Source organism: Pseudomonas sp. GL-R-19 (assembly GCF_019956375.1).
Taxonomy (GTDB): Bacteria; Pseudomonadota; Gammaproteobacteria; order Pseudomonadales; family Pseudomonadaceae; genus Aquipseudomonas.
This window is the reverse complement of record NZ_JAHBDJ010000011.1, coordinates 113,227-138,833: the sequence shown is the minus strand read 5'-3', so window position 1 is coordinate 138,833 and position 25,607 is coordinate 113,227. Positions and strand designations below refer to the sequence as shown.

The 25,607-nt window shown below is 59.8% G+C and carries 24 protein-coding genes; 13 read left to right on the top strand and 11 right to left on the bottom strand.

Annotated elements, in window-relative coordinates; genetic code table 11:
* Positions 1–35: 35 nt before the first annotated feature.
* On the bottom strand, positions 36–1,622 hold the full coding sequence (locus tag KGA83_RS07055) for an ABC transporter substrate-binding protein (RefSeq protein ID WP_108217233.1): 1,587 nt from the start codon (positions 1,620–1,622) through the stop codon (positions 36–38).
* Between the two features lie 446 nt (positions 1,623–2,068).
* Between KGA83_RS07055 and rpmB the strand changes: the two genes are divergently transcribed.
* Both rpmB and rpmG read left to right on the top strand, forming a co-directional pair.
* Positions 2,069–2,302, top strand: a complete 234-nt coding sequence (gene rpmB / locus KGA83_RS07050; protein WP_007975166.1) for a 50S ribosomal protein L28 — start codon at positions 2,069–2,071, stop codon at positions 2,300–2,302.
* Between the two features lie 11 nt (positions 2,303–2,313).
* Complete coding sequence (gene rpmG, locus KGA83_RS07045) at positions 2,314–2,469, top strand: 50S ribosomal protein L33 (RefSeq protein ID WP_003177274.1); 156 nt, start codon at positions 2,314–2,316, stop codon at positions 2,467–2,469.
* 116 nt (positions 2,470–2,585) lie between these two features.
* Here the strand turns inward: rpmG and KGA83_RS07040 are convergent, their stop codons facing one another.
* From KGA83_RS07040 to KGA83_RS07030, 3 genes are all read right to left on the bottom strand, one after another.
* On the bottom strand, positions 2,586–2,897 hold the full coding sequence (locus KGA83_RS07040; protein WP_223529252.1) for a hypothetical protein: 312 nt from the start codon (positions 2,895–2,897) through the stop codon (positions 2,586–2,588).
* A 310-nt stretch (positions 2,898–3,207) separates the two neighbouring features.
* Positions 3,208–3,426, bottom strand: a complete 219-nt coding sequence (locus tag KGA83_RS07035) for a peptidase inhibitor (RefSeq protein WP_108217232.1) — start codon at positions 3,424–3,426, stop codon at positions 3,208–3,210.
* Between the two features lie 168 nt (positions 3,427–3,594).
* Positions 3,595–3,957, bottom strand: coding sequence for a cupin domain-containing protein (locus tag KGA83_RS07030; RefSeq protein ID WP_108217231.1), 363 nt, complete (start codon positions 3,955–3,957; stop codon positions 3,595–3,597).
* 235 nt (positions 3,958–4,192) lie between these two features.
* Between KGA83_RS07030 and KGA83_RS07025 the strand changes: the two genes are divergently transcribed.
* Positions 4,193–5,686: an aldehyde dehydrogenase gene (locus tag KGA83_RS07025; RefSeq protein WP_223529249.1), complete on the top strand. Its 1,494-nt coding sequence runs from the start codon at positions 4,193–4,195 to the stop codon at positions 5,684–5,686.
* Between the two features lie 187 nt (positions 5,687–5,873).
* Complete coding sequence (locus tag KGA83_RS07020) at positions 5,874–7,016, top strand: MFS transporter (RefSeq protein ID WP_115948387.1); 1,143 nt, start codon at positions 5,874–5,876, stop codon at positions 7,014–7,016.
* Between the two features lie 22 nt (positions 7,017–7,038).
* On the opposite strand, the gene KGA83_RS07015 is transcribed toward KGA83_RS07020, so the two are convergent.
* Both KGA83_RS07015 and KGA83_RS07010 read right to left on the bottom strand, forming a co-directional pair.
* Complete coding sequence (locus tag KGA83_RS07015; RefSeq protein WP_115948386.1) at positions 7,039–8,613, bottom strand: phospholipase D family protein; 1,575 nt, start codon at positions 8,611–8,613, stop codon at positions 7,039–7,041.
* Positions 8,614–8,673: 60 nt separating this feature from the next.
* The gene (locus KGA83_RS07010; protein WP_108217227.1) at positions 8,674–10,107 is read right to left on the bottom strand and encodes a PLP-dependent aminotransferase family protein; all 1,434 of its coding nucleotides are present in this window, start codon (positions 10,105–10,107) and stop codon (positions 8,674–8,676) included.
* Positions 10,108–10,286: 179 nt separating this feature from the next.
* Between KGA83_RS07010 and KGA83_RS07005 the strand changes: the two genes are divergently transcribed.
* Positions 10,287–10,532 carry a DUF1127 domain-containing protein gene (locus tag KGA83_RS07005; protein ID WP_108217226.1) on the top strand — a complete coding sequence of 82 codons (246 nt, stop codon included), beginning with the start codon at positions 10,287–10,289 and terminating at the stop codon, positions 10,530–10,532.
* Positions 10,533–10,564: 32 nt separating this feature from the next.
* On the opposite strand, the gene KGA83_RS07000 is transcribed toward KGA83_RS07005, so the two are convergent.
* Positions 10,565–11,872: an NAD(P)/FAD-dependent oxidoreductase gene (locus KGA83_RS07000; protein WP_108217225.1), complete on the bottom strand. Its 1,308-nt coding sequence runs from the start codon at positions 11,870–11,872 to the stop codon at positions 10,565–10,567.
* Between the two features lie 147 nt (positions 11,873–12,019).
* On the opposite strand from KGA83_RS07000, the gene KGA83_RS06995 reads away from it, so the two are divergent.
* A complete protein-coding gene (locus KGA83_RS06995) occupies positions 12,020–12,373 on the top strand; it encodes a YkgJ family cysteine cluster protein (RefSeq protein WP_223529237.1) in 354 nt (117 codons plus the stop codon).
* A 100-nt stretch (positions 12,374–12,473) separates the two neighbouring features.
* Here KGA83_RS06995 and KGA83_RS06990 read toward each other — a convergent pair whose 3' ends face one another.
* Positions 12,474–12,962 (bottom strand): Lrp/AsnC ligand binding domain-containing protein, encoded by a 489-nt coding sequence (locus KGA83_RS06990; protein WP_007975155.1) that lies wholly within the window; start codon positions 12,960–12,962, stop codon positions 12,474–12,476.
* A gap of 157 nt (positions 12,963–13,119) precedes the next feature.
* Here KGA83_RS06990 and dadA point away from each other — a divergent pair, with 157 nt between their 5' ends.
* From dadA to KGA83_RS06960, 6 genes are all read left to right on the top strand, one after another.
* A complete protein-coding gene (dadA, locus tag KGA83_RS06985; protein WP_108217257.1) occupies positions 13,120–14,424 on the top strand; it encodes a D-amino acid dehydrogenase in 1,305 nt (434 codons plus the stop codon).
* A complete protein-coding gene (locus KGA83_RS06980; protein ID WP_108217223.1) occupies positions 14,396–14,749 on the top strand; it encodes a RidA family protein in 354 nt (117 codons plus the stop codon). The genes dadA and KGA83_RS06980 overlap by 29 nt, the downstream gene beginning before the upstream one ends.
* A gap of 97 nt (positions 14,750–14,846) precedes the next feature.
* Positions 14,847–15,920 (top strand): alanine racemase, encoded by a 1,074-nt coding sequence (gene alr, locus KGA83_RS06975; protein ID WP_115948385.1) that lies wholly within the window; start codon positions 14,847–14,849, stop codon positions 15,918–15,920.
* Positions 15,921–16,048: 128 nt separating this feature from the next.
* Positions 16,049–16,597: a cupin domain-containing protein gene (locus KGA83_RS06970; protein WP_108217221.1), complete on the top strand. Its 549-nt coding sequence runs from the start codon at positions 16,049–16,051 to the stop codon at positions 16,595–16,597.
* Between the two features lie 182 nt (positions 16,598–16,779).
* On the top strand, positions 16,780–17,202 hold the full coding sequence (locus KGA83_RS06965; protein WP_108217220.1) for a c-type cytochrome: 423 nt from the start codon (positions 16,780–16,782) through the stop codon (positions 17,200–17,202).
* Between the two features lie 249 nt (positions 17,203–17,451).
* Complete coding sequence (locus KGA83_RS06960) at positions 17,452–19,374, top strand: acetyl-CoA hydrolase/transferase C-terminal domain-containing protein (protein ID WP_223529235.1); 1,923 nt, start codon at positions 17,452–17,454, stop codon at positions 19,372–19,374.
* Between the two features lie 129 nt (positions 19,375–19,503).
* Here the strand turns inward: KGA83_RS06960 and KGA83_RS06955 are convergent, their stop codons facing one another.
* Together KGA83_RS06955 and rep are read right to left on the bottom strand one after the other, a co-directional pair.
* The gene (locus tag KGA83_RS06955) at positions 19,504–20,076 is read right to left on the bottom strand and encodes a xanthine phosphoribosyltransferase (protein ID WP_223529233.1); all 573 of its coding nucleotides are present in this window, start codon (positions 20,074–20,076) and stop codon (positions 19,504–19,506) included.
* A gap of 55 nt (positions 20,077–20,131) precedes the next feature.
* Entirely contained in the window at positions 20,132–22,141 is a 2,010-nt protein-coding gene (rep, locus tag KGA83_RS06950) for a DNA helicase Rep (RefSeq protein ID WP_108217218.1), read from the bottom strand.
* Between the two features lie 264 nt (positions 22,142–22,405).
* Here rep and KGA83_RS06945 point away from each other — a divergent pair, with 264 nt between their 5' ends.
* Positions 22,406–24,079, top strand: coding sequence for a putative bifunctional diguanylate cyclase/phosphodiesterase (locus KGA83_RS06945; RefSeq protein ID WP_223529231.1), 1,674 nt, complete (start codon positions 22,406–22,408; stop codon positions 24,077–24,079).
* A 101-nt stretch (positions 24,080–24,180) separates the two neighbouring features.
* Here the strand turns inward: KGA83_RS06945 and KGA83_RS06940 are convergent, their stop codons facing one another.
* Positions 24,181–25,590 carry a NorM family multidrug efflux MATE transporter gene (locus KGA83_RS06940; RefSeq protein WP_108217216.1) on the bottom strand — a complete coding sequence of 470 codons (1,410 nt, stop codon included), beginning with the start codon at positions 25,588–25,590 and terminating at the stop codon, positions 24,181–24,183.
* Positions 25,591–25,607 lie beyond the last annotated feature (17 nt).

Sequence of the window (25,607 nt, the reverse complement as noted above, 5' to 3'; positions counted from 1 at the left end):
CAAGCTCGCTCCTACAGGGTTTTGTGTATAGCGGATTACTTGATGTTGACCTTGGAGTAGTCCTGCCGCCCAAACGGGCTGACCGAGTACCCCTCGACATCCTTGCGCGTCAGCGCGAAAGCAGTCGGGTGGGCCAGGGGCAGCCACAACGCCTGTTGCTGGATCTGCGCCTGCGCCTGTTCGTAGAGTTTGCTACGCACACCTTGCTCGCCAGTGGTCTTGCCGGCGCTGATCAGCTTGTCCAGATCCTGGTTGCAGTAACGGGCGAAGTTGGTCCCGGATTTGACCGCAGCGCAGGAAAACTGCGGCGTGAGGAAGTTGTCCGGGTCACCGTTGTCGCCAGCCCACCCCATGAACAGCAAGTCGTGTTCACCGGCCTTGGCGCGGCGGATCAACTCGCCCCATTCGATCACGCGTATTTCTGCCTGAATGCCTATTTCGGCCAGATCGGACTGCAGCAGTTGTGCACCTAGGCTCGGGTTGGGGTTGAGCAGGCTGCCGGAAGGGCGGGTCCAGATGGTGGTCTGGAAGCCTTCCTTGAGCCCGGCCTTGGCCATCAATACTTTGGCCTTTTCGATGTCGTGAGGGTAGCCCGGCAGGTTTTTCGCGTAGCTCCAGGTGTTGGGCGGGTACGGACCGTTGGCCGCCTCGGCAGTGTCCTCGAACACGGCTTTGACATAGCTGGCCTTGTCGAAGGCAAGGTTGATAGCCTGACGCACCTCTGGCTTGTCCAGCGGCGGGTGCTGGCTGTTGATGCCGACGAATGCGGTCATGAACGCGTCAGTCTTTTCGACTTTCAGGGTCGGCTCTTTCAGCGCTTCCTGTACGTCCAGAGGCTTGGGCGACAGGGCGATCTGGCATTCGTTACGGCGCAATTTCTGCAGGCGCACGTTGGCATCCGGCGTGATGGCGAAGATCAGCGGATCTACAGAGGGCTTGCCGCCGAAGTATTCGGGGTTGGCTTTGTAGCGAACCGAGGCGTCCTTCTGGAAGCGCGTGAATACGAACGGCCCCGTGCCGATCGGTTGGCTGTTGAGCTTCTCCGGTGTACCTGCCTTCATCAGTTTGTCGGCGTATTCGGCCGAATAGATCGAGGCGAAGCCCATGCTCAGGGTCGCCAGGAAGGTCGAATCCGGGTGGTCGAGGGTGAAGCGCACGGTCTGCGGATCGAGGGCGTCGATCTTCTTGATCAGTGCAGGCAACTGCATCGATTGCGCATGCGGGAAGCCGCTCTGGGCGACTTTGTGCCACTCATTGGCCGGATCGAGCATGCGGTCGAAGCTGAAAATCACGTCTTCGGCGCTCAGGTCACGCGTTGGGGTGAAGTACTCCGTTCGATGGAATTTCACCTGCGGGTGCAACTTGAAGACGTAGGTCAGGCCGTCGGTGCTGACTTCCCAGCTGTCGGCGAGGCTGGCGACCACTTTGCCACTGGCTGTGTCGAAGTCCACCAGGCGGTTCATCAGCACATCGGCCGAGGCGTTGGTGGTGGTCAGCGAGTTGTACTGCACCACGTCGAACCCTTCAGGGCTGGCCTCGGTGCAGACGCTCAGGGCGGCGGCAAAGGCCTGTGGGCTCAGCAGAAGCGGGGCGAGCAATAGCGGTAGGGCAGCGAGGCGCATGGTCGGCTTCCTTTACAGATCGAAGGCCCATCTGCAAGTGCAGTCTGGAAAAGGCTTACCCTAGTGGGCTCTTTTGTAAATGACTATCCCCTTTTTCATTTTAAGGGGACTATAGGCACCAGATTTTGCTGTGCAGCGGTTGAGCAAAACTCCAGGTTGGCTCGATGAACGACTCTCTGCGACGAGCGGTCGCCATCGACGATAGCCTTTATCCAAGGCGCTCGGAGCCAGGAAAACGGGGTTTTTGTGAATTCTACGCACACTGAATGTTGTTGCTCTCCAGTCTTTCTGGTATAAAGCAGCGCTCTTTTCTAGGGGCCCGGTTCCTTCACTGTAGGTGTAGCCGGTAAGACCTCTAAAGAAACGCGGCGCCTGGCGCCAAATGACTGAGAGATTAAGCGGCCAACCCATGCCGGGTTGGGCATGTGGTTTTAGAGGGCTGAGGCATGTCTAGAGTATGTCAAGTTACCGGTAAGGGTCCGGTGACTGGGAATAACATTTCCCACGCAAACAACAAAACCCGTCGTCGTTTCCTGCCGAACCTGCAGCATCACCGCTTCTGGGTTGAAGAAGAGAAACGTTTTGTGCGTCTGCGCGTATCTGCCAAAGGCATGCGTATCATCGACAAGCGTGGCATCACTGTCGTGCTGGCCGAACTTCGCCGCGATGGCAAGGTTTAAGGGAGCTAATCATGCGTGAATTGATTCGTTTGATTTCGAGCGCCGGTACTGGTCACTTCTACACTACCGACAAGAACAAGCGTACTACCCCGGACAAAATCGAGATCAAGAAATATGATCCGGTTGTTCGCAAGCACGTGATCTACAAAGAAGGCAAAATCAAGTAATTGATTTTACCCTCTTACAAAAAAGGCCCGTATCGCGAGATACGGGCCTTTTTTGTTGCTTGTCGAGCCGGGTGTTATTAACGGTCTCGAGTTTTCAGCAGCGATCGATTAACTAATTAACCGCACTGAAAGTGGCTGTAGAAGTTTTCTTTATTGCTGAATACTCGGAGGCGATCGCTCCTGTATTCCTGAGTATAAGTCTCGCCTGCTTTCTCATGGCGTACGATTGCCGCCCCTGAGATTCGGCGCAGCTCCTCCAAAAGCTCTGGTGTGACCTGAGTCGGCACCAAGGTGCTGAATCCAAAGTTACTATTGCATTGGTCAGGTTTGCTTGGGGGCTCGGAGGCCGAGGCTTCAAACATTCCCAAGCTCAGTGCAAGCACGGCTGTCAGGGCAGAACTTTTCAGATAATTGATTTTAGATATCATGTCGCTTCCTTGCGTAATTTATTTAAGGCAACCTGTTTGTTTAGGGTGCAACGAGATAATAATAGAATATGGTGTCAATAAGTGCGGTATATATTAATCGTTTATGTCAGTGTTTGCGTCATGCAGGCGCACTCTTTCGGATGAGATTTATATCAAGGATATTTGGTTCGATAGTTCTTGATTGGCTGGTCTGCAATCTAGGCAAAATCAAGTAATTGATTTTACCCTCTTACAAAAAAGGCCCGTATCGCGAGATACGGGCCTTTTTTGTTACGCGGGAATCAAGTTGTTTCGTCAGTGCCGAAACGGATCAGCCGCAGTTGATGCTGACGATGATTCTGTCGGCGTTGGTATGCAGGTTGATGCGTTGTGGGCGCAGGTCCAAGCTCGAAGGGTACTTCGGTCCAGTGGCTCGCACTGGCGCGCCATTGGCCAGGGCGCGAACTTCTTCAAGCAGTTCCGGGGTGCATTCGCGGCCGATGGTGTATTGGGCGATGGCGAGATCGCATTGATCGGGTAAGACTGGCATGTTGCCTCCTTGCATGATTGTTGGTTGGGGTGCCTGCGTTGTCGGGTGGGCGCACGTCCTGTGCGTTACCGTCCCGACGATGAAATGCGTGGCACCTGTCAGCAAGTCTTACCCGGAGTCGCTGTCCCGGGCCAGCGGTAAAATGTCAGCGACTGTTTCGATGTGGGTTCAAGCCTTCTGTTCAAACGCCACGTAGATCTTGCGGCATGGCTCCAGCACTTCCCAGGTGCCTTTGAACCCGGCCGGAATGACGAAGCGGTCACCGGCACGCAAGGTCTTGGCGTTGCCGTCGCTGTCGCGCAGCACCGAAACACCCTGAACGATTTCGCAGTATTCGTGTTCGGTGAAGTTCACCGTCCACTGGCCGACGGCACCTTCCCACACGCCGGCGTTCAACTGACCACAAGGGCTATTGTAGTGGTTGTAAACCGCTTGCTCCGGGTCGCCCTTGAGCACTTTGGTCGGGTCCGGACGGTAGCGTTCGGCGGCGGTGGTAGCCTGGCTGAAGTCGACGACGTTCTGGATGTTCATTGTTGTTATCCCTCCGTTTTTACGGCGCGAGTGGTTGGTCAGCCCAAAGTCTATGTTTATTAAAATGAACATCGCAAGGCCGTTTAATAGCGTTATGTCAAATATATTGAAACTTCATGGGTGGCTGGTTTAGGGTGGTGGATGCCTTGGGCCGATAAGCATGCTGGCCGGGCAGAATTCCTGACAGCGCCCGCGAAGAACGCGGGTGTCGTATCAATAAGAGGAGGACACTCGCATGACCACCCTGACCCGTGCCGACTGGGAACAACGTGCCCGCGACCTGAAAATCGAAGGCCGCGCCTATATCAATGGCGAATACACCGACGCCGTTTCCGGCGAGACCTTCGAGTGCATCAGCCCGGTCGATGGCCGTCTGCTGGGCAAGATTGCCAGCTGTGACGCCGCCGATGCCCAGCGTGCCGTGGAAAACGCTCGCGCCACTTTCAATTCCGGTGTCTGGTCGCGCCTGGCGCCGACCAAGCGCAAATCCACCATGATCCGTTTCGCCGGCCTGCTCAAGCAGCACGCCGAAGAGCTGGCCCTGCTTGAAACTCTGGACATGGGCAAGCCAATCAGCGATTCCCTGTACATCGACGTTCCCGGCGCGGCCCAAGCCCTGAGCTGGAGCGGCGAAGCCATCGACAAGATCTACGACGAAGTCGCTGCAACCCCGCACGATCAACTGGGTCTGGTGACCCGTGAGCCGGTTGGCGTGGTCGGCGCCATCGTGCCGTGGAACTTCCCGTTGATGATGGCGTGCTGGAAGCTGGGGCCTGCGCTGTCCACCGGTAACTCGGTGATCCTCAAGCCGTCGGAAAAATCGCCGCTGACGGCGATTCGCATCGCTGAACTGGCTGTCGAAGCCGGCATCCCGAAAGGCGTGCTGAACGTATTGCCGGGTTACGGTCACACCGTCGGCAAGGCCTTGGCCCTGCACAACGACGTCGACACCCTGGTGTTCACCGGTTCGACCAAGATCGCCAAGCAGCTGTTGATCTACTCCGGCGAGTCGAACATGAAGCGCGTCTGGCTCGAAGCGGGCGGCAAGAGCCCGAACATCGTGTTCGCCGATGCTCCGAACCTGCAAGACGCTGCCGAGGCGGCTGCCGGTGCCATCGCCTTTAACCAGGGCGAGGTTTGCACCGCCGGTTCGCGCCTGCTGGTGGAGCGTTCGATCAAGGATAAATTCCTGCCGCTGGTGATCGAAGCGCTGAAAACCTGGAAGCCGGGCAACCCGCTGGACCCGGCGACCAATGTTGGCGCGCTGGTCGATACCCAGCAGATGAACACCGTGCTGTCTTACATCGAGTCCGGTCATGCCGACGGCGCCAAGCTGGTGGCCGGTGGCAAGCGTACGCTCCAGGAAACTGGCGGCACTTACGTTGAGCCGACGATTTTCGACGGTGTGAGCAACGCGATGAAAATCGCCCGGGAAGAAATCTTCGGCCCGGTACTGTCGGTCATTGCATTCGACAGCGCCGAAGAAGCCATCGCGATCGCCAACGACACGCCGTACGGCCTGGCCGCTGCGGTCTGGACGGCCGACATTTCCAAGGCCCACCTCACTGCCCGCGCACTGCGTGCCGGTAGCGTGTGGGTCAACCAGTACGATGGCGGCGACATGACCGCTCCGTTCGGTGGCTTCAAGCAGTCCGGCAACGGTCGCGACAAGTCCCTGCATGCTTTCGACAAGTACACCGAGCTGAAGGCGACCTGGATCAAGTTGTAAGCCGTTAAGGGAGGCCTGTTTTTACAGCAGGCCTCCCGAACGACGCAGATCCCTTGTGGGAGCGAGCCTGCTCGCGATAGCGGTGTAACAGTCGACTTCAATGTTGAATGTTGTACCGCTATCGCGAGCAAGCTCGCTCCCACAGTGTTTTGTGTTGTAAATAAAAATATCCACAGGAGTGTGGAACATGCGTTGGGCGACTTATTTCGCCGTTTTGGCATCTGTCTTGAGTGTCGGCCTGGCCCTGGGTGTCAGCATGCCGCTGGTGTCGTTTCGTCTGGAGAGCTGGGGCTACGGCTCGTTTGCCATTGGTGTGATGGCGGCGATGCCGGCCATCGGCGTCCTGTTGGGGGCGAAAATCTCCAGCCATCTGGCGGCGCGATTCGGTACGGCCAACCTCATGCGTCTGTGCCTGTGGGCCGGGGCGGTCTCCATCGGTTTGCTGGCGCTGTTGCCGAGCTATCCGATCTGGTTGGTGCTGCGGCTGATGATCGGGGTGATCCTGACCCTCGTATTCATCATCGGTGAAAGCTGGATCAATCAACTGGTGGTCGAGCAATGGCGGGGGCGGCTGGTGGCGCTGTATGGCAGCAGCTACGCACTGAGTCAGCTGGCCGGGCCGGTGTTGCTGGGCTTGCTTGGCACTGAGCACGATTATGGTTTTTGGGTCGGCGTCGGTTTGCTGATGGCTGCTCCGTTTCTGCTGCTGGGGCGCAGTGGTGCGCCGAGCAGCGAGGCCAGCAGCGTGACCCTGCGTGATTTGCTTGAGTTCTGCCGTGGCCTGCCGGCGATTGCCTGGGCGGTGTCGTTGTTCGCCGCGTTCGAGGCGATGATTCTGACGCTGTTGCCGGTCTATTGCCTGCGCCAGGGCTTCACCACGGAGATCGCCCTGGCGATGGTCAGTACGGTGGTGGTCGGCGATGCGGTGCTGCAATTGCCGATTGGTGCGTTGGCCGATCGCTTGTCACGCCGGGCGTTGTTTACCGGCTGCGCAGTCGTCTTGCTGCTGTCGAGTCTGGCGATCCCAATACTGATCGACACGCTGCTGATCTGGCCGCTGTGGGTGTTGTTCGGCGCCAGCGCTGGCGGGTTATTCACCTTGTCGTTGATCCTGATCGGCGAGCGTTATCGCGACGATGCGCTGGTGCGGGCTAACGCCCATATCGCCCAGCTGTGGGGGATTGGTTGTCTGGTCGGGCCGCTGTTGGCGGGCGCCGGCAGCCAGTGGATCAGCGGTCATGCGTTGCCCTTGCTGATGGCGGTGGGGGCCTTGGGGGTATTGATCGTGGTGTCGCGGCAAGGTGCGTTTGGTACCGCGCAACCGGCATAGCTCAAAAAATCTTTTGAGGGTTCTACAACATCCGCTCCAGCCCAACCGTGTTGCTCAGCCACGCATTGAATCTCCGCCACGAACTCCCTGGCTCCTTGGTCAGGGTGTGCATTTTTCCATCGTCTTCGGTGGTCCAGACGATCTGATCGTTTTCCAGTTCCACCTGATAACTCAGGGCCGGTGCCATGCCCTGCAACGCCAGTTCACGGACCCGTACGGCCAACTCCGGACTGTCCACCAGCACGCCGACTTCGGTGTTCCACAGCACCGAGCGCGGATCGAAATTGAACGAGCCGATAAAGGATTTCTGCTGGTCGAAGATCATCGCCTTGCTGTGCAGACTGGATTCAGAGCCGTAATAGGCGTTGCTGGAAAACAGATGCGACCCGCTACTGCTGCCGCCTCCCTCGCCCGGCTGGCGACGCAATTCGTACAGCTTCACGCCGTGCTCCAGCAGCGCCCTGCGATAGGGCGCGTAACCACCGTGTACTGCGGGTACGTCCGTGGCTTGCAGTGAATTGGTCAGCAAACTTACTGAAACGCCAGCGTCGGCGCGCCCGGTCAGGTACACCAGCCCCGGTTGGCCGGGAACGAAGTAGGCCGAGATCATGATCAGCTCTTTGCTGACGTTATTGAGTTCAGGTGCGAGTTGCGTGGTCAGCAGCAGCCGCGGATCGGGCTCGCCCTTGGCCAGTACCTTGCTCGGTGCGTCCCACAATGCCTGGCTCCAGGCCCAGATCAGTTCGCGGCGCCAGATGTCCAGGCGCGGGTGCGTGGTGAAGGTCATCAAGTGTTTGTACAGCGCGTGATTCTGTTTGCGTGTTTGCGCCAGGGACTCTTCCAGTCGGGCGCGAGTGGTTTCCAGGTCCTGGGGAGTAGGTTTGCTCGACAGGAATTCGTCGATCGGTTTACTCAGGGCGCTGTTCCAGTACTGGTCGAAACTGTGCCCGAGTTGCTCGGCGACCGGGCCGACACCGAGCATGTCGATGTCAGTGAAATTCATGTTGGGCTTGGCATCGTAATACTCGTCCCCCAGATTGCGTCCGCCGACGATGGCCATGCTGTTGTCCGCCAGCAACAGCTTGTTGTGCATGCGTCGATGTTGTTGCGACAGATTGAACAGCCGGCCCACGGTGCGCGTCACGTCGGTGCTGCGACCAAGATTCAGCGGATTGAACACGCGGATCTGGATTTTCGGGTGCGCGGCGAGAGTGGCGATGACGCGGTCCAGGCCGTCGCTGGCGGTGTCGTCGAGCAGTACCCGCACCCGCACGCCCCGGTCGGCGGCCTTTAGCAATTCTTCGATCAACATGCGCGTGCTGATGCCGTCGTGCACGATGTAGTACTGCAAGTCGAGGCTGCTTTGGGCGTTGCGGATCAGTTCGGCACGGGCGGTGAAGGCCTCGGTGCTGTCCGATAGCAGGCGAAAGCCCGATTGTCCGTTGTAGGGTGCGGCTTGCGCCTGGACCGAGCGGCCGAATGCGGAGTCTGAAGCCGGCAGCGCCTGGCTCGGCACACGCTGAACGTCGAAGCTGGAGCAACCGCCCAGGAACGCGGCGAGTAGCAGAAGAGCAAGCAGGGGCTGTCTGACTCTCACGTAGGATCGTTCCGTTTGGCGGCGCAGATAGGCATATGGACGCTGATTCCCGAATAAAAGTCAGTCGCTGAGCTGATCGGTTTCCGCCAGCAGTTTGATCGCTGTCGCACCGACCTTGCGCACCGCGTCTTCGATCTGCGGTGTTGGTTTGGCAGCGTAGTTCATGCGCAGGCAATTGCGGTACTTGCCCGAGGCGGAAAAAATACTGCCCACGGCAATCTGTACGCCTTGGTCGTGCAGTGCACGATTCAGTTTCAGGGTGTCGAAACCTTCCGGTAGTTCGACCCACAGCATGAAGCTGCCTTGTGGGCGACTGGCGCGGGTGCCGGTCGGGAAATAGCGGGTCACCCAGTCGATCATCATGTCGCGATTACGCTGGTATTGCGTGCGCATCCGCCGCAAATGCGGCTCGAAATGGCCGCCCTTGAGAAATTCGGCGATGGCAATCTGCGGCTGTGGCGCGGTGGATCCGGTGCTGATGTATTTCATGTGCAGCACCCGTTCCAGATAGCGACCGGGCGCGACCCAACCAATGCGCAGGCCCGGCGCCAGGGTCTTGGAAAACGAACTGCACAACAGGACACGACCGTCCTCGTCAAAGGATTTGATCGTGCGCGGGCGTGGATAGGTATAGGCCAGTTCGCCATACACATCGTCCTCGATGATCGCCACGTCAAACCGTTGTGCAAGCGTCAACAACGCGCGTTTGCGCGACTCCGGCATGATGTAGCCCAGCGGGTTGTTGCAGTTGGGGGTCAACTGTATGACCTTGATCGGCCACTGCTCCAGGGCCAGTTCCAGCGCTTCGAGGCTGATGCCGGTCAGCGGATCGGTGGGGATTTCCAGGGCTTTCAGGCCCAGGCCCTTGAGGGTCTGCATCGCGCCGTGAAAGCTCGGCGAGTCCACCGCGACAATGTCGCCGGGTTCGCAAATCGCGCGAACGCTGGTGGACAGCGCTTCATGGCATCCAGTGGTGACCACCAGTTCGCTGGCGCTCAGTTGGCAGCCGGAATCGAGCATCAGGCGAGCGATCTGTTCGCGCAGCTCGAGGTTGCCGTGGATGTTGTCGTAATACAGGCCGGGCATGTCCTGCCGCCGGCTGATTCGCGCCAGGTCACGCAACAGAGGCTTCATGGTCGCACTGGTGATATCCGGCATGCCGCGGCCCAGTTGCACCACGTCTTTGCGCGGCACGGCGCGGATCAATTCCAGCACCTGATCCCATTGAGAGATGTCCACCGGGCGCTGGGCCGGGCGACCGACCGCCGGCAAATCCGGCAATTGGCGACTGGCAGGAACGAAGTACCCGGACTTGGGCCGTGGCATGGCCAGCCCGCTGTCTTCCAGCACCCGATAGGCCTGCTGCACCGTGCTCAGGCTGACGCCGTGCTCGACGCTCAGCGCCCGTACCGAAGGCAGTCGGTCACCGGGGCGATAGAAGCCCTGTTCGATACGCGTGCCGAGCAACTCGGCGAGGTTGACGTATAGGGTCATGGTGCAGCCTCGATGAGGGTGATTCGGATAACCGGTACAGATCGGGGAAAAAATCAGGATTCAGTGGCGGAATCGGCAAAGCTGTATGGAGTTAATACAGTAGCTTTGAATCTGTAATGCTTTTTGCCGCCCGCGCATCATGGAACCTCTGGCTACCCAAGTAAACAGGAGCATCCAAGATGAACGGTTTGAGCGATGTGCGGCTGACGTTACGCAGTCAGGAACTGGCGGCAGAGCAGAACAACGGCATGCGGGAGGCGGGCATGCGCAATGCCTTGTCCGGCCAGAGTCGTTGGGACCGGTTCTGGCGTCGGCTGCATACGCGCAAGGCGTTGCTGGCGCTGACGGCCGACCAGCTCAAGGATATCGGGCTGACGCGGGAGAGGGCGCAAGAGGAGGGGCTGAAGCCTTTCTGGCGCCTGTAAGATGAACTGCGTTCCCTACAGGCGAATGGAATTCAGCGAAGCTCTTTCAATCGATGCCACAACATCCCCAACGCCAGTAACGGCGAACGCAAATGCTTGCCGCCGGGGAAGGTGATATGCGGCACCTTGGCAAACAGATCGAAGCCGCCGCTGTGCTGGCCGCTGATAGCTTCGGCCAGTAGCTTGCCGGCCAGGTGCGTGGCATTCACGCCATGGCCGGAATAGGCCTGGGCGTAGTACACGTTCGGCTGGTCCTTGAGTCGTCCGATCTGCGGCAGGCGATTGGCGCCGATGCCGATCATGCCGCCCCATTGGTAATCGATCTTCACTGCGCTCAGCTGCGGAAAGACTTCGAGCATTTTCGGACGCATGTACGCGGCGATGTCTTTCGGGTCGCGGCCCGAGTAATGGCAGGCGCCGCCAAACAGCAGGCGCCGGTCCGCCGAGAGCCGGTAGTAGTCCAGCGCCACCCGCTGGTCACAGACCGCCATGTTCTGCGGTAGCAGGGCGTGAGCCTGTTCTTCGCTCAGTGGTTCGGTGGCGATGATGTAGCTGCCGGCGGGCAGGATTTTGCCGCTGAGTTCCGGGTTGAGGTTATTGAGGTAGGCATTGCAACCCAGCACCAGGGTCTTGGCGCGCACCGAGCCCTCGGCGGCATGGACCTTGACCTCGGGGCCATAGTCGATGCGGGTCACGGCCGAGTGCTCGAACAACCGGACCCCCAGTCGCTGTGCCGCTGCGGCTTCGCCCAGAGCCAGGTTCAGTGGATGCAGGTGCCCCGAACCCATGTCGATCAGGCCACCCACATAGCGCGTGGATCCGACAACGGTGTGCATCTCGTTGGCTTGCAGCAAACGGGTTTCGTAGCGGTAGCCGAGGCTGCGAAGTTCTTCGGCATCCTCGGCGAAGCCTTCAAGGTCACGGGGCTTGTTGGCGAGGTCGCAGTAACCCCAAGTCAGGTCGCAGGGGATCTGGAAGCGCTCGACCCGTTGCCGGACGATTTCCACGGCTTCCAGGCCCATGAGTTTCATCTGCCGCACGCCTTCGACGCCGATAATGTTGGTGAATTGATCGAGGCCGTGGCCGACGCCGCGAATCAACTGCCCGCCATTGCGTCCGCTGGCACCCCAACCAATTTTATGGGCTTCAAGCAACACCACGCTGAGGCCACGCTCGGCCAGCTCAAGCGCCGTGTTCAACCCCGAAAACCCGCCGCCCACCACACAGACATCGGCCAGCACTTCGCCTTTGAGCGCCGCAAGTTCGGGCTGCGGCAGGCTGCTGGCGGCGTAGTAGGAAGCGGTGTGGTTCAGAGCAGGCTGGTGAGCACGGGCATTCATGTGCGTGATCCTGGTTCTTGCGTTTAGAAAACTTGACGGAGCATAAGCCGGACCTTTCCGGGCGGGCAACATTGGTCGGCTAGTGCTGTCTGGATCGGAGCTTTTGCGGCAGAATCGCGCTCTATTCCGCTATCGGTCACCGCTTCAATGAGCTGCAACAGCCAGACAATCCGTACCCTGCGCCAGCAGATTCCCACATTCGAGTGCGTGCCCGGCTGCCATGACTGCTGCGGGCCGGTGACCACCTCGCCGGAAGAAATGTCTCGTCTGCCACGCAAGACCCGCGCCGAGCAGGATGCCGCCATGGAAGCGCTCAACTGTGTGCATCTGGGGCCGAATGGTTGCACCGTGTATGACGAGCGGCCGCTGATCTGCCGGTTGTTCGGCACCACCAAGACCTTGCCGTGCCCCAATGGGCGGGGGCTGGTGGAGCTGATTCATCCACGGGTGGAGAAACAGGTGTTTGAGTACATGGCATCGAACCGGCAGGTGTTGGTTTAAGAGAGACCGAGTCGCCTGTCTTCGCGAGCAGGCTCGCTCCCACAAGGACGCCGCCGTACCTGTGGGAGCGAGCCTGCTCGCGAAAGGCGCGCCGCCATCTTCAATCCGGAATCGGCAAGGTCAGGCTCTCTTTCACCTCTTCCATCACGATATAGCTCTTGGACTCGCGCACATGGGGCAGCTTGAGCAGGATGTCGCCCAGCAATTTGCGGTACGAGGCCATCTCGGAGATCCGCGCTTTCACCAGGTAGTCGAAATCCCCTGACACCAGATGGCACTCCAACACATGGGGCAATTTCAGCACCGCGCGTCGGAACTCTTCGAAAGTATCGCCGGATTTGTAGTCCAGGCTGATCTCGACGAACACCAGCAGACTACCCTTCAGGTGCTGCGGATTGAGCCTGGCGTTGTAGCCCATGATGATCCCTTCGCGCTCCAGACGCCGGACCCGCTCAGTACACGGCGTGGTCGAGAGCCCGACCTTTTCTCCAAGCTCCGTAAAGGAAATCCGCCCGTCCGCTTGCAGGATCCGCAGGATGTTGCGGTCGATCTTGTCCAGCTCACGTTTGGTCTGAGTGTTGGTACGCATAGGGGATGCGCCTCCGTGAAAAGGGTTTTTGCCGAGAATTGTCGCCAAATATAGGCGCTTATATAGTGAAAAGCACTGGCAGATCTTTTTTACACTGCGCGCATCTAAAGCTCTGAATAACAAACGTCAGCGGTTAGCCGCGATGAGGGATATGAAAATGCGCGTCATGGTCTTGGGTAGCGGCGTCATCGGTACCACCAGTGCTTATTATCTGGCCCGTGCCGGGTTCGAAGTGGTGGTGGTCGACCGGCAGCCGGCTGCTGCCATGGAGACCAGTTTCGCCAACGCCGGGCAGGTCTCGCCGGGTTATGCCTCGCCGTGGGCCGCGCCGGGTGTGCCGCTCAAGGCCATCAAGTGGCTGTTGCAGCGCCATGCGCCGCTGGCGATCAAGGCCACTGCCGACATCGACCAGTACCTGTGGATGGCACAGATGCTGCGCAACTGCACCGCCAGCCGTTACGCGGTGAACAAGGAGCGCATGGTTCGCCTGTCCGAGTACAGCCGTGACTGCCTCGATGAACTGCGTGCCGAAACCGGCATCGCCTACGAAGGCCGCAGCCTCGGTACTACCCAGTTGTTCCGCACTCAGGCCCAGCTCGACGGCGCGGCGAAAGACATCGCCGTGCTGAAAGAGTCCGGCGTGCCGTTCGAGCTGCTCGACCGCGACGGTATTGCCCGCGTCGAGCCGGCGCTGGCCAGCGTCACGGACATCCTCGCCGGTGCCCTGCGCCTGCCGAACGACCAGACTGGCGACTGCCAGATGTTCACCACCAAGCTTGCAGAAATGGCCGCAAACCTCGGTGTGCAATTCCGTTTCGACCAGGACATTCAGCGCCTCGACTTCGCCGGTGATCGCATCAACGGCGTGTGGATCGACGGCAAGCTGGAAACCGCCGACCGCTACGTGCTGGCCCTCGGCAGCTACTCGCCGCAACTGCTCAAGCCGCTGGGGATCAAGGCGCCGGTGTACCCGCTCAAGGGCTATTCCCTGACCGTGCCGATCACCAACCCGGCGATGGCCCCGACTTCGACCATTCTCGACGAGACCTACAAGGTCGCGATCACCCGTTTCGACAACCGCATCCGCGTCGGCGGCATGGCTGAAATTGCCGGTTTTGACCTGTCGCTGAACCCGCGCCGGCGCGAAACCCTGGAGATGATCGTCAACGACCTTTATCCTCAGGGCGGGAATCTGGCCGAGGCCAGCTTCTGGACCGGCCTGCGTCCGACCACTCCGGACGGCACGCCGATTGTCGGCGGAACAAAGTTCAAGAACCTGTTCCTGAACACTGGTCACGGCACGCTGGGTTGGACCATGGCCTGTGGCTCCGGTCGCTTGCTGGCTGACCTGATGGCGAAGAAAAAGCCACAGATCAGCGCCGAAGGCCTCGATATTTCCCGTTATGACAACAAAACCCAGGAGCCTGCAAAGCATGTCAGTCCAGCGCCAGCTCACCAATGAGCGCATGAGTCAGATCGTCACCCATAACGGCACGGTTTACCTGGCCGGACAGGTCGGCGATGACATGAACGCCGGGATTGAACAGCAGACCCGTGAAGCCCTCGCCAACATTGAGCGTTTGCTCGATCTGGCGGGCACCGACAAGCACAATCTGTTGTCGGTGACGATTTACCTGAAAGACATCGACGCGCATTTCGAAGGCATGAACGCGGTGTGGGACAAGTGGCTGCCAAAAGGCGTCGCCCCGGCTCGTGCCACGGTTGAATCGAAATTGTGCGAACCGCAAATTCTGGTCGAGCTGTCGGTTGTAGCCGCTCTGCCATAAGCTTTCAGACAGATCCCTCTCCCGGTGCTGCTGGCGGTTCACGCCGTCAGCCAGCGCCGGTTTTTCTTCCCGATAACCCGACCAGAAGTCTGCCGCCATGCGTCCTGCCCGTGCCCTGATCGACCTTCAAGCCCTGCGTCACAACTACCAAATCGCCCGTGAACTCACGGGGGCCAAAGCCCTCGCGGTGATCAAGGCCGATGCCTATGGCCATGGCGCGGTGCGTTGCGCCCAGGCGCTGGAAGCCGAGGCGGACGGGTTTGCCGTGGCCTGCATCGAAGAGGCGTTGGAGCTGCGGGCGGCGGGCATTCTTGCGCCGATCCTGCTGCTGGAAGGTTTTTTCGAAGCCGACGAGCTGGCACTGATCGTCGAGCATGATTTCTGGTGCGTGGTGCATTCGCTGTGGCAACTCGAAGCCATCGAGAAAGCGGTGTTGAGCAAGCCGATCACGGTGTGGCTCAAGCTTGACTCGGGCATGCACCGGGTTGGCCTGCATCCGGCGGATTATCAGGCTGCCTATCAACGGCTGCTGGCCAGCGGCAAGGTCGCGAAAGTGGTGTTGATGAGCCACTTTGCGCGTGCCGATGAACTGCACGAGCAATCCAGCGCCGACCAGGTTGCGGTGTTCGAGGCCGCGCGCAATGGCCTGGACGCCGATATCAGCCTGCGCAATTCGCCGGCGGTGCTCGGTTGGCCGCAGATTCCAAGCGATTGGGTGCGCCCGGGCATCATGCTCTATGGCGCCACGCCCTTCGAAGAAGCCAATGAAGTGGCTGCGCGCCTGCAACCGGTCATGACCCTGGAATCGAAAGTGATCAGCGTGCGCGAGCTGCCGGCCGGCGAGCCCGTCGGTTACGGCGCCAGATTCATCACCCCCAAACCGATGCGCATTGGCGTCGTGGCCATGGGGTACGCCGATGGCTACCCGCGTTCGGCACCGACCGGCACGCCGGTGTTGGTGGCTGGTCAGCGTAGCCAGCTGATTGGCCGGGTATCGATGGACATGCTCTGCATCGACCTGACCGATGTGCCGCAGGCCGGCCTCGGTTCGACCGTCGAATTGTGGGGCAAAAACATCCTCGCCAGTGATGTGGCCATGGCTGCCGGCACGATTCCATACCAGATATTCTGCAACCTGCGCCGAGTGCCACTGCTCTATTCCGGGGCTTAGTGCCCGAAGCTCCAGACCGGAAGTCGCCTCGCTGAACAGGATTCAGGTCAAAGTGTTGTAAATACTGAACGCTGTCGCCATGATAACGCTCACTATTCCAACAATTTTGAATCCTGGAGGCGCAAGCTTTGGACGTCGGTGAACGACTGCAATCCATCCGTAGGCTCAAAGGCCTTTCCCAGCGTGAGCTCGCCAAACGGGCAGGGGTCACCAACAGCACGATTTCGATGATCGAAAAGAACAGCGTGAGCCCTTCGATCAGTTCGCTGCGCAAGGTGCTGGGCGGGATTCCCATGTCCATGGTCGAGTTCTTTTCCGAAGAAATCCTGCAGGAAAAACCGACTCAGATCGTCTACAAGGCCAACGAGCTGATCGATATTTCCGATGGCGCGGTGACCATGAAACTGGTCGGGCGTGCCCATCCGAGCCGGGCGATCGCATTCCTCAATGAAATCTATCCGCCAGGCGCCGACACCGGTGACGAGATGCTCACCCATGAGGGTGAGGAAACCGGCATCCTGGTCGAAGGAAGACTGGAACTGGTGGTCGGTCTCGAAACTTTTGTCCTCGAAGCCGGCGATAGCTACTACTTTGAAAGTACCAAGCCACACCGTTTCCGTAATCCGTTCGATGTGCCAGCGCGACTAATCAGCGCAGCCACGCCGGCGAACTTCTAAGAAAAGAGGCGTCCTGCCAGCATCGCAGAGGCGCCCGGGCTGTTTTTCCGTCGCGGCCTAAGACCCCTCCGACTTTGGGGTTGTTTCAGTGCGACGGGCTTACCGCTATACTTGCGCCCGCCTGCGAACCGTGGCCGTAGGCGTGACTAGCCACCATTGAGGGTGAACGCGTGAACCTAATTATGAAAATGCTGGCTGCACCAGCAACCGTACTGGCCCTATGGGCTGTCAGTGTCAGCGCTCAAGCTGCGACCAACGACGAAATCGCCAAACGCCTTGAGCCAGTCGGCCAGGTTTGTGTTCAGGGTAAAGAGTGCAAAGGGATGGAAGTGGCCACTGCCGCTGGCGGCGGCGGTGGTGCAAAAACCCCGGATGAAGTGATTGCAAAACATTGCAACGCTTGCCACGGTTCAGGCCTGTTGGGCGCACCGAAAATCGGTGATGCCGCCGCCTGGAAAGAACGTGCCGATCACCAGGGCGGCCTCGACGGCATCCTGGCCAAAGCCATTACCGGTATTAACTCGATGCCGCCTAAAGGCACCTGCGCCGATTGCTCCGACGCCGAGCTCAAAGGCGCCATCCAGAAGATGTCCGGCCTGAAATAAGCCTGGGTCTTGCTGCTGGAAAGCCGCTTTCGAGCGGCTTTTTTGTGCCTGCAATCTCGATAAACGCCGCTGATCCCTGTAGGAGCGAGCTTGCTCGCGATGGTCGCCAACGATAATGCGGCAAACCTGATACCCCGCGGCGTCTGTGAATCCTTCGCGAGCGAGCTCGCTCCTACAGGGCTGTTCATTGCGGCAAAGACCCGGCAAGCTCGGACCAACCCCAATCCATGGAACGTGAGGGAGGATCCGATGGTTCAGCTGTGTTCTATCGAGCAGGCGGTCGATGACGTGCTGGCGCGGTTGCCGGTTCACATTCACATGGGCCTGCCCCTGGGCCTGGGGAAACCCAACCACTTCGTCAACGCGTTGTATCGACGTATCACGCAACTGCCCGAGCGGCGGCTGACGATCTACACCGCGCTGTGCCTGGGCCGTCCGCCCTTGGGCGACGGATTGCAAAAGCGCTTTCTCGAACCCTTTATCGAGCGGGTGTTCGGCGATTATCCGGAGCTGGAATTTCTCGCCGACCTGCGTCGCGACCAACTGCCGGGCAACATTCACATTCAGCAATTCTTCATGCAGCCCGGCAGTCTGCTCAACAGTGCCGCGGCGCAGCAGGATTACGTCAGCAGCAACTACAGCCATGCGGCGCGGGACATCAACGCCGCCGGGTTGAACCTGGTGGCGCAATTGGTGGCCAGCGATGTCGAACATCCCGACCGCTTGAGCCTGAGCTGCAACCCGGACATCACCCTCGACCTGCTGCCGATGATCGCCAAGCGCCGCGCCGCCGGAGAAACCATCCTGATGGTCGGCCAGGTGCATAACGATCTGCCTTACATGCCCGGGGATGCGGAACTCGGCATCGACACTTTCGACGTGTTGATCGACCAGAAGGACAACACCACGCTGTTCTCCACGCCGAACATGCCAGTGGGGTGTCAGGACCATTTCATCGGCCTGCACGCCAGCACGTTGGTGCGTGACGGCGGCACCTTGCAGATCGGCATCGGTTCCATGGGTGATGTGCTGACGGCGGCGCTGCTCGCGCGGCAGGCCGACAACGACGGATACAGCGCTTTGCTGGCAGACGTAAACCTCGGCCACTGGGCGCAACTGATCGCGCGCGAAGGTGGCATCGAACCCTTTGCCAAAGGCCTGTATGGCTGCAGCGAAATGTTCGTCAACGGCTTGCTGGTGCTGGCCGATGCCGGGATCGTGCGGCGCAAGGTCTACCCGGACGTGGCGACCCAACAGCAGGCGAATGCCGGCACCCTCGACGAGACTGCGCAAACCGATGGCATCTCGGTGCACGGCGGTTTCTTCCTTGGTCCGCGCAGCTACTACGAGCGCTTGCGCGAATTGCCACAAAACAAGCGGCTCGAATTCAACATGACCCGCATCAGCTACATCAACGAGCTGTACGGTCAGGAAGAACTCAAACGTTTGCAGCGCCTCGATGCGAGGTTCATCAACACGGCCTTCACCGTGACGTTGCTGGGGGCCGCCGTGGCGGATCAGCTCGAAGACGGACGTGTGCTCAGCGGCGTAGGCGGGCAGTACAACTTCGTGGTTCAGGGCCATGCGCTGCAAGGCGCGCGCTCGGTGTTGCTGCTGCGCAGCTGGCGCGAATCCGGCGGCGACGTCAGCTCGAACATCGTCTGGGAGTATGGCCACTGCACGATTCCCCGGCACTTGCGGGACATCGTGGTCACCGAATACGGCATCGCCGATCTTCGCGGCAAAACCGACGCGGCAGTGATCGAGGCCTTGCTCAATATCAGCGACTCGCGTTTTCAATCGGGATTGATCGAGCAGGCGCAGAAAGTCGGCAAATTGCCCAGGGACTTCCGTCTCGATCCGCGCTTTACCAATAACAGTCCGCAGCGTTTGCAGGAGATTCAGGTGCGGCATCCGCAGCTGTTTCCGGAGTATCCGCTGGGCTGCGATTTCACCGAGGTCGAGCGGGATGTGTTGCGGGCGCTGAACTGGCTCAAGAGCAAGTTCAAGTTGAGCGAGGTGATGGAATTGGGCAAGGCGGCGCTGGATGCGCCGGAGGCGGCAGCGTTCCCGGAGCATCTGGAGCGCATGCAGCTGGCCAACCCGGAAGGCTTGATGGAAGACCTGTTTCAGCGCTTGCTGCTGACCGGCCTCAAGGCCACTGCGCAATAACTGGTCACCGAAAACAATTGTGGGAGCGAGCTTGCTCGCGATAGCGGTGTATCAGTCAACGAAGATGTCGACTGACACTATGCAATCGCGAGCAAGCTCGCTCCCACAGGGGAAATGCGGTGTGGCGGCTTACTCGATAAAGGTCACGACACCATCGGCCAGCGACTTCACGCGAGCCAGGGACTCTACGCGATAACCCTGCGAGTCCAGTTCCGCACGGCCACCCTGGAATGACTTCTCGATCACGATCCCCAAACCGGCAACGGTAGCGCCGGCCTGTTTGATGATCGAAATCAGCGCCTGGGACGCCTTACCGTTGGCCAGGAAGTCATCGATGATCAGCACGCGGTCGCTGCTGGTCAGGTGGCGCGGGGATATCGCGACGGTGCTTTCGGTCTGCTTGGTGAACGAGTACACGGTTGCCGACAGCAGGTTTTCGGTCAGGGTCAGGGACTGGTGCTTGCGCGCGAAAATCACCGGCACGCCGAGGTTCAGGCCGGTCATGATCGCCGGCGCGATGCCCGAGGCTTCGATGGTGACGATCTTGGTGATGCCCGAATCCTTGAACAGCGTGGCGAATTCGTCGCCGATCAGCTTCATCAGGGTCGGGTCGATCTGGTGGTTCAGAAAGGCGTCGACTTTCAGGACCTGGTCGGAAAGCACGATGCCTTCTTCGCGAATTTTCTTGTGCAGGGCTTCCATGAAGCGGTCCTCTTTTGGCGCCTGTGCGCCGAAGGTCATGTAAAAGTGGTCAATTCTAGCGCTTTAACATCGCGCGTATATCCGCCAATGCGTTGTTGCCGCGCACGGCTTTGACTTCGGTCGGTGTGTCGTCGTTACCTTCCCAGGCCAGATCGTCCGGCGGCAGCTCATCGAGGAAACGGCTCGGCGCGCAATCGATGATCTCGCCGTACTGCTTGCGCTTGGCGGCGAAGGTGAAGGCCAGGGTCTGGCGCGCGCGGGTAATGCCCACGTAGGCCAGACGACGTTCTTCTTCGATGGTGTCAGCTTCGATGCTGGAGCGGTGCGGGAGGATTTCCTCTTCCATGCCCATGATGAACACGTAGGGGAATTCCAGGCCCTTGGAGGCATGCAAGGTCATCATCTGCACGCCTTCGGCGCCGTCTTCCTCTTCCTGCTGACGCTCCAGCATGTCGCGCAGCACGAGTTTGCCGATGGCGTCCTCGACGGTCATCTCGCCTTCTTCGTCTTTCTCCAGGGTGTTCTTCAACGCTTCGATCAGGAACCAGACGTTACCCATGCGGTAGTCGGCGGCCTTGTCGCTGGAGCTGTTGGTGCGCAGCCAGTTTTCATAGTCGATGTCCATGACCATGCTGCGCAGGGCCGAGATCGGGTCTTCGCCGGCGCACTGCTCGCGCACCCTGTCCATGAAGCGTTTGAAGCGCGACAGACGATCGGTGAAGCGCGAGTCCAGATGCTCGCCCAAACCCATTTCGTCGGTGGCGGCGTACATCGATATCTTGCGCTCGGTGGCGTAGTTGCCCAGCTTCTCCAGCGTGGTCGAGCCGATCTCGCGGCGCGGAACGTTGATCACCCGCAGGAAGGCGTTGTCGTCGTCCGGGTTCACGATCAGGCGGAAGTAGGCCATCAGGTCTTTTACTTCCTGACGTCCGAAAAAGCTGTTGCCGCCAGACAGGCGATACGGCACCTGATGATGCTGCAACTTCAGCTCGATCAGCTTGGCCTGGTAGTTGCCGCGATAGAGGATCGCGAAATCGCTGTACGGGCGGTCGGTGCGCAAGTGCAGGCTGAGGATTTCCATGGCCACGCGCTCGGCCTCGGCGTCCTCGTTGCGACAGCGGATCACGCGGATCTCGTCGCCGTGACCCATTTCACTCCATAGCTGCTTTTCGAACTCGTGGGGGTTGTTCGAAATCAGCACGTTGGCGCAACGCAGGATGCGGCTGGTGGAGCGGTAATTCTGCTCCAGCATCACCACTTTCAAGGACGGGTAATCTTCCTTGAGCAACATCAGGTTTTCCGGGCGGGCACCACGCCAGGCGTAGATCGACTGGTCGTCGTCACCTACTACGGTGAACTGGTTGCGTTTGCCGATGAGCATTTTCACCAGCAGGTACTGGCTGGCGTTGGTGTCCTGGTATTCATCGACCAGCAGGTAGCGCACCTTGTTCTGCCACTTTTCCAGGATGTCGGCGTGCTCTTCGAACAGCTTCACCGGCAGCAGGATCAGGTCGTCGAAGTCCACTGCGTTGAACGCCTTGAGCGTGCGCTGATAGTGGGTGTAGACGATGGCGGCAGTCTGCTCCTTGGGATTACGCGCGTTTTCCAGGGCCTGGGCCGGCAGGATCAGGTCGTTTTTCCAGGCGCCAATCATGTTCTTGATCTCGTCGACGCCGTCGTCGCCCGAGTATTCCTTCTGCATGATGTCGGTCATCAGGGCTTTGACGTCAGTCTCGTCGAAGATCGAGAAGCCCGGTTTGTAGCCCAGCCGCACGTGTTCCTTGCGGATGATGTTCAGGCCCAGGTTGTGGAACGTGCAGACCGTCAGCCCACGACCTTCACCGGCACGCAGCAGAGTGCCAACCCGTTCCTTCATCTCGCGGGCAGCCTTGTTGGTAAAGGTCATGGCGACGATGTACTGGGCGCGAATGCCGCAGTTCTGGATCAGGTGCGCGATTTTGCGCGTGATCACGCTGGTCTTGCCGGAGCCGGCGCCGGCGAGCACCAAAAGAGGGCCGCCGACGTAGCTCACGGCTTCTTGCTGCCGGGGATTGAGTCGGGACATAGGTAAATTCAGGAGTCAGTCACAAAATGGGCCGGCATTTTAACAGGCTCAGCGAATTGTGCTGCTCTGTCCGACTTGTGACGTACCACGCTATCTGTAATTGCCGGTTTTGTTACTTTCACGCAGGATGCGTAATGAATTTGCGGCTAATGTTCGTAATTTCAGATGCAAAGGGCCCGATTTGATAACTGATGTCATTGTCATTAGTCATCGGAACGGCATAATGCCCGTCGCCTACATCTTTGCAGAGTCTAGGGAGCTAGCTTGTCTACGCCTGTCGAACCCTTGCGTTTGCTGCTACTGGCTGAAGAGCCAGCGTGGGCAGCGTTGTTGCGCGAGTGTCTGGCTCCTATGGGGAACTCGGCCGTGCTCATCAGTGCGCCGAGTTGGGAGTCGGTCAGCAGCCTGTTCGATGACAACCGCAGCGCGGTGTTATTGACCATCCCGCAACTTCAACCGGCGCCGGGCCGTTGCAGCCTGCCGACGGTGTTGCTGCTCGACCATGAGCCGCTGACCCCGCCCGACGGTGTGAGTGACTGGCTGGTGCGCGATATGCTCGATACCGGGATGTTGCGCCGCTGCCTGCGTCATGTGCGCGAGCGTGGCGTCCTGGAAAACACTCTGCAACGCCTGGCCGAGCAAGATCCGCTCACGGGTATCGCCAATCGCCAGGGCTTCCAGACCCTGCTGACCGCGCGGTTGGCGGAAAACGACGGGCGCGGCCTGGCCCTCGGTCATCTCGACCTCGACAACTTTCGTTATGCCAACGATGCCCTTGGCCATCAGGCCGGTGACCGTTTGATTCTGCAAGTGGTGGCGCGGCTCAAGAACCAGCTCGAGGCCGGCGATCAACTGGCACGCCTGGGCAGCGATGAATTCGCTTTGCTGATCGACACCCGTCGCGCTCCCCAGCGTGCCGAGTGGATGGCCGAACGCATCAGCGAAGCATTGGCCGAGCCTTATTGGGTCGACGGCGAAAGCCTGCTGATCGGTTCCAGCCTGGGCATCGCCTACGCCCGGGCCCAGACCGATGCGGATCCGCTGATGTGGCATGCACATATCGCCATGCAGCAGGCCAAAAGCACCCAGGGCTGCACCTTTCACATTTTCAACGAACGCATCAACCGCAATGCCCGCAGCATCGCCGACCTCGAAACCGAGCTGCGCCGGGCGCTGCGCCGCGATGAGCTGGAGCTGCACTACCAGCCACGGCTGAACCTCGCAGACGGGCAAATCGTCGGCCTCGAAGCCCTGGTGCGCTGGCGCCATGCCGAGCGCGGCTTGCTAGCACCGAACGAATTCGTTCCGCTGGCTGAGCAAAGCGGTCTGATCGTGCCGCTGGGCTACTGGGTGATTTCCCGGGCCTTGCGCGACATGCAGGCGCTGCTTGAGCTGGGTTTGCCGCCGTTGCACATGGCAATCAACCTGTCGTTCCGGCAGTTCCAGGACAGTCAGTTGCTTTCGACCCTGAGTCGCCTGATTGCCGAGCGTGGCGTCGAGGCGCAGTGGCTGGAATTCGAACTGACCGAAACCGCGGTGATGCGCCGCAGCGATCTGGTCAAGCAGACCATGGACGCTCTAGGGCGTCTCGGTGTGCGCTTCTCCCTCGACGACTTCGGCACCGGTTTCTCGTCCTTCGTGCACCTCAACAGCCTGCCGATCACCTTGCTGAAGATCGACAAGAGCTTTGTCGGCGGCATGGAACAGCGTGAGGAAAACCGCAAGCTGGTCCACGCGATGATCAACCTGGCGCACAACCTCAACCTTGAGGTGGTCGCCGAAGGTGTGGAAACGCCGGAGCAACTGGATCTGCTGCGCGGGTTTGAATGCGATCAAGTGCAGGGATATTTGATCAGCAAGCCATTGCCGTTGGCTGAGCTGGTGGAGTATCTGATGTTTGGCAGCAATCAGCAGTCGATGCTGGAAATCGTGAGTTAAAAACCCCACGACCCCCTGTAGGAGTGAGCCTGCTCGCGATGAGGCCAGGTCAGTCAACATTCATGTCGGCTGATAGTTCGCTATCGCGAGCAGGCTCACTCCTACAAGGGATATGAGTCTGTCTGAGCGACCTCGAAGCGCTGCTCTGACGTCGTGTCCCGCTTGATCATCCGCTTCATCTTCCATTCAAACCCCAGCGTCAGGCTCACCGCCGCGCACGCCAGCCCCAGCGCCAGGCCCCACCAGACACCCGTTGGCCCCCAGTCCAGGTGGAACGCCATCCACCACGCTGCCGGTGCGCCAATCAACCAATAGCAACCCAGGCCGACGAGGAAAGTGGTCTTGGCATCCTTGAGTCCGCGAATGCAGCCCATGGCAATGGTTTGCACGCCGTCGAACAGCTCGAACCAGGCGGCCACCGCCAACAGGCTCACGGCAAGGTTGATGACATCGCGAAACGCCGGGTCGTTGTGGTCGAGAAACAAACCGACCAACTGGTTTGGCAGCAACCAGAAGACCATGGCGAAACACAGCATCGCCGCCGCCCCGAACGCAATGCCGACTCGCCCGGCCAGCCGCGCCCCCAGCAGTTGCCCGGCGCCGTAGTGCTGGCCGATGCGCATGGTGATGGCATAAGAAATACCCGCCGGGACCATGAATGCCACCGAGACGATTTGCAGGGCGATCTGGTGCGCGCCCAGTTGTGTGCTGCCCATGGTGCCCATGCACAACGCGGCGAAGGCAAACAACCCGACTTCCACCGCGTAAGTGCCGCCAATCGGCAGGCCCAGGCGCCACAGTTCCTTCAGGTACTGGCGGTTCAGTCGCGACAGGCCCTGACGCAGCGGATAGGCCTCATAAGCCGGATGCCGCCGAATGTGCCACGCCAGCGCAAGTGCCATCAGGTTGGCGACAATAGCCGTGACCAGGCCAATGCCGACCAGCCCCAGTTTCGGCAGACCAAACATGCCGGTGATCAGCGCGTAATTGAGCACAAAGTTAGCCACCGTCCCGCCCAGGCTAATGACCATCACCGGCGTCGCACGGCCAATGGCGCTGGTGAACCCGCGCAGGGCCATGAAGCTCAGGTAGCCGGGCAGGGCGAACGGCAGGAAGATCAAAAACTGCCCGGCCATCTGGACGTTGCTTTCGGTCTGGCCGAACAGCAGCAGCACTGGTTTGAGGTTCCACAGCAGCAAACCGGCGGCCAGCGCCATCAGCCATGCCAGCCACAACCCGGCCTGGGTAAGCCGGGTAGCCCCGACAATATCGCCGGCACCCTGACGGATCGCCACCAGTGTGCCGACCGCCGCGATCACGCCGATGCAGAAGATCGACACGAACGAATAGGTCGCCGCACCGAGCCCACCACCGGCCAGCGCCTCGGGACTCAGGCGCGCCATCATCAGTGTGTCGGTGAGGACCATCAGCATGTGCGCCAACTGCGAGGCAATCAGCGGCCCCGCCAGCCGCAGAATGGCCCGGAGTTCAGTACGTGCTGGATGCTGCATGATCATCACGCTCGATT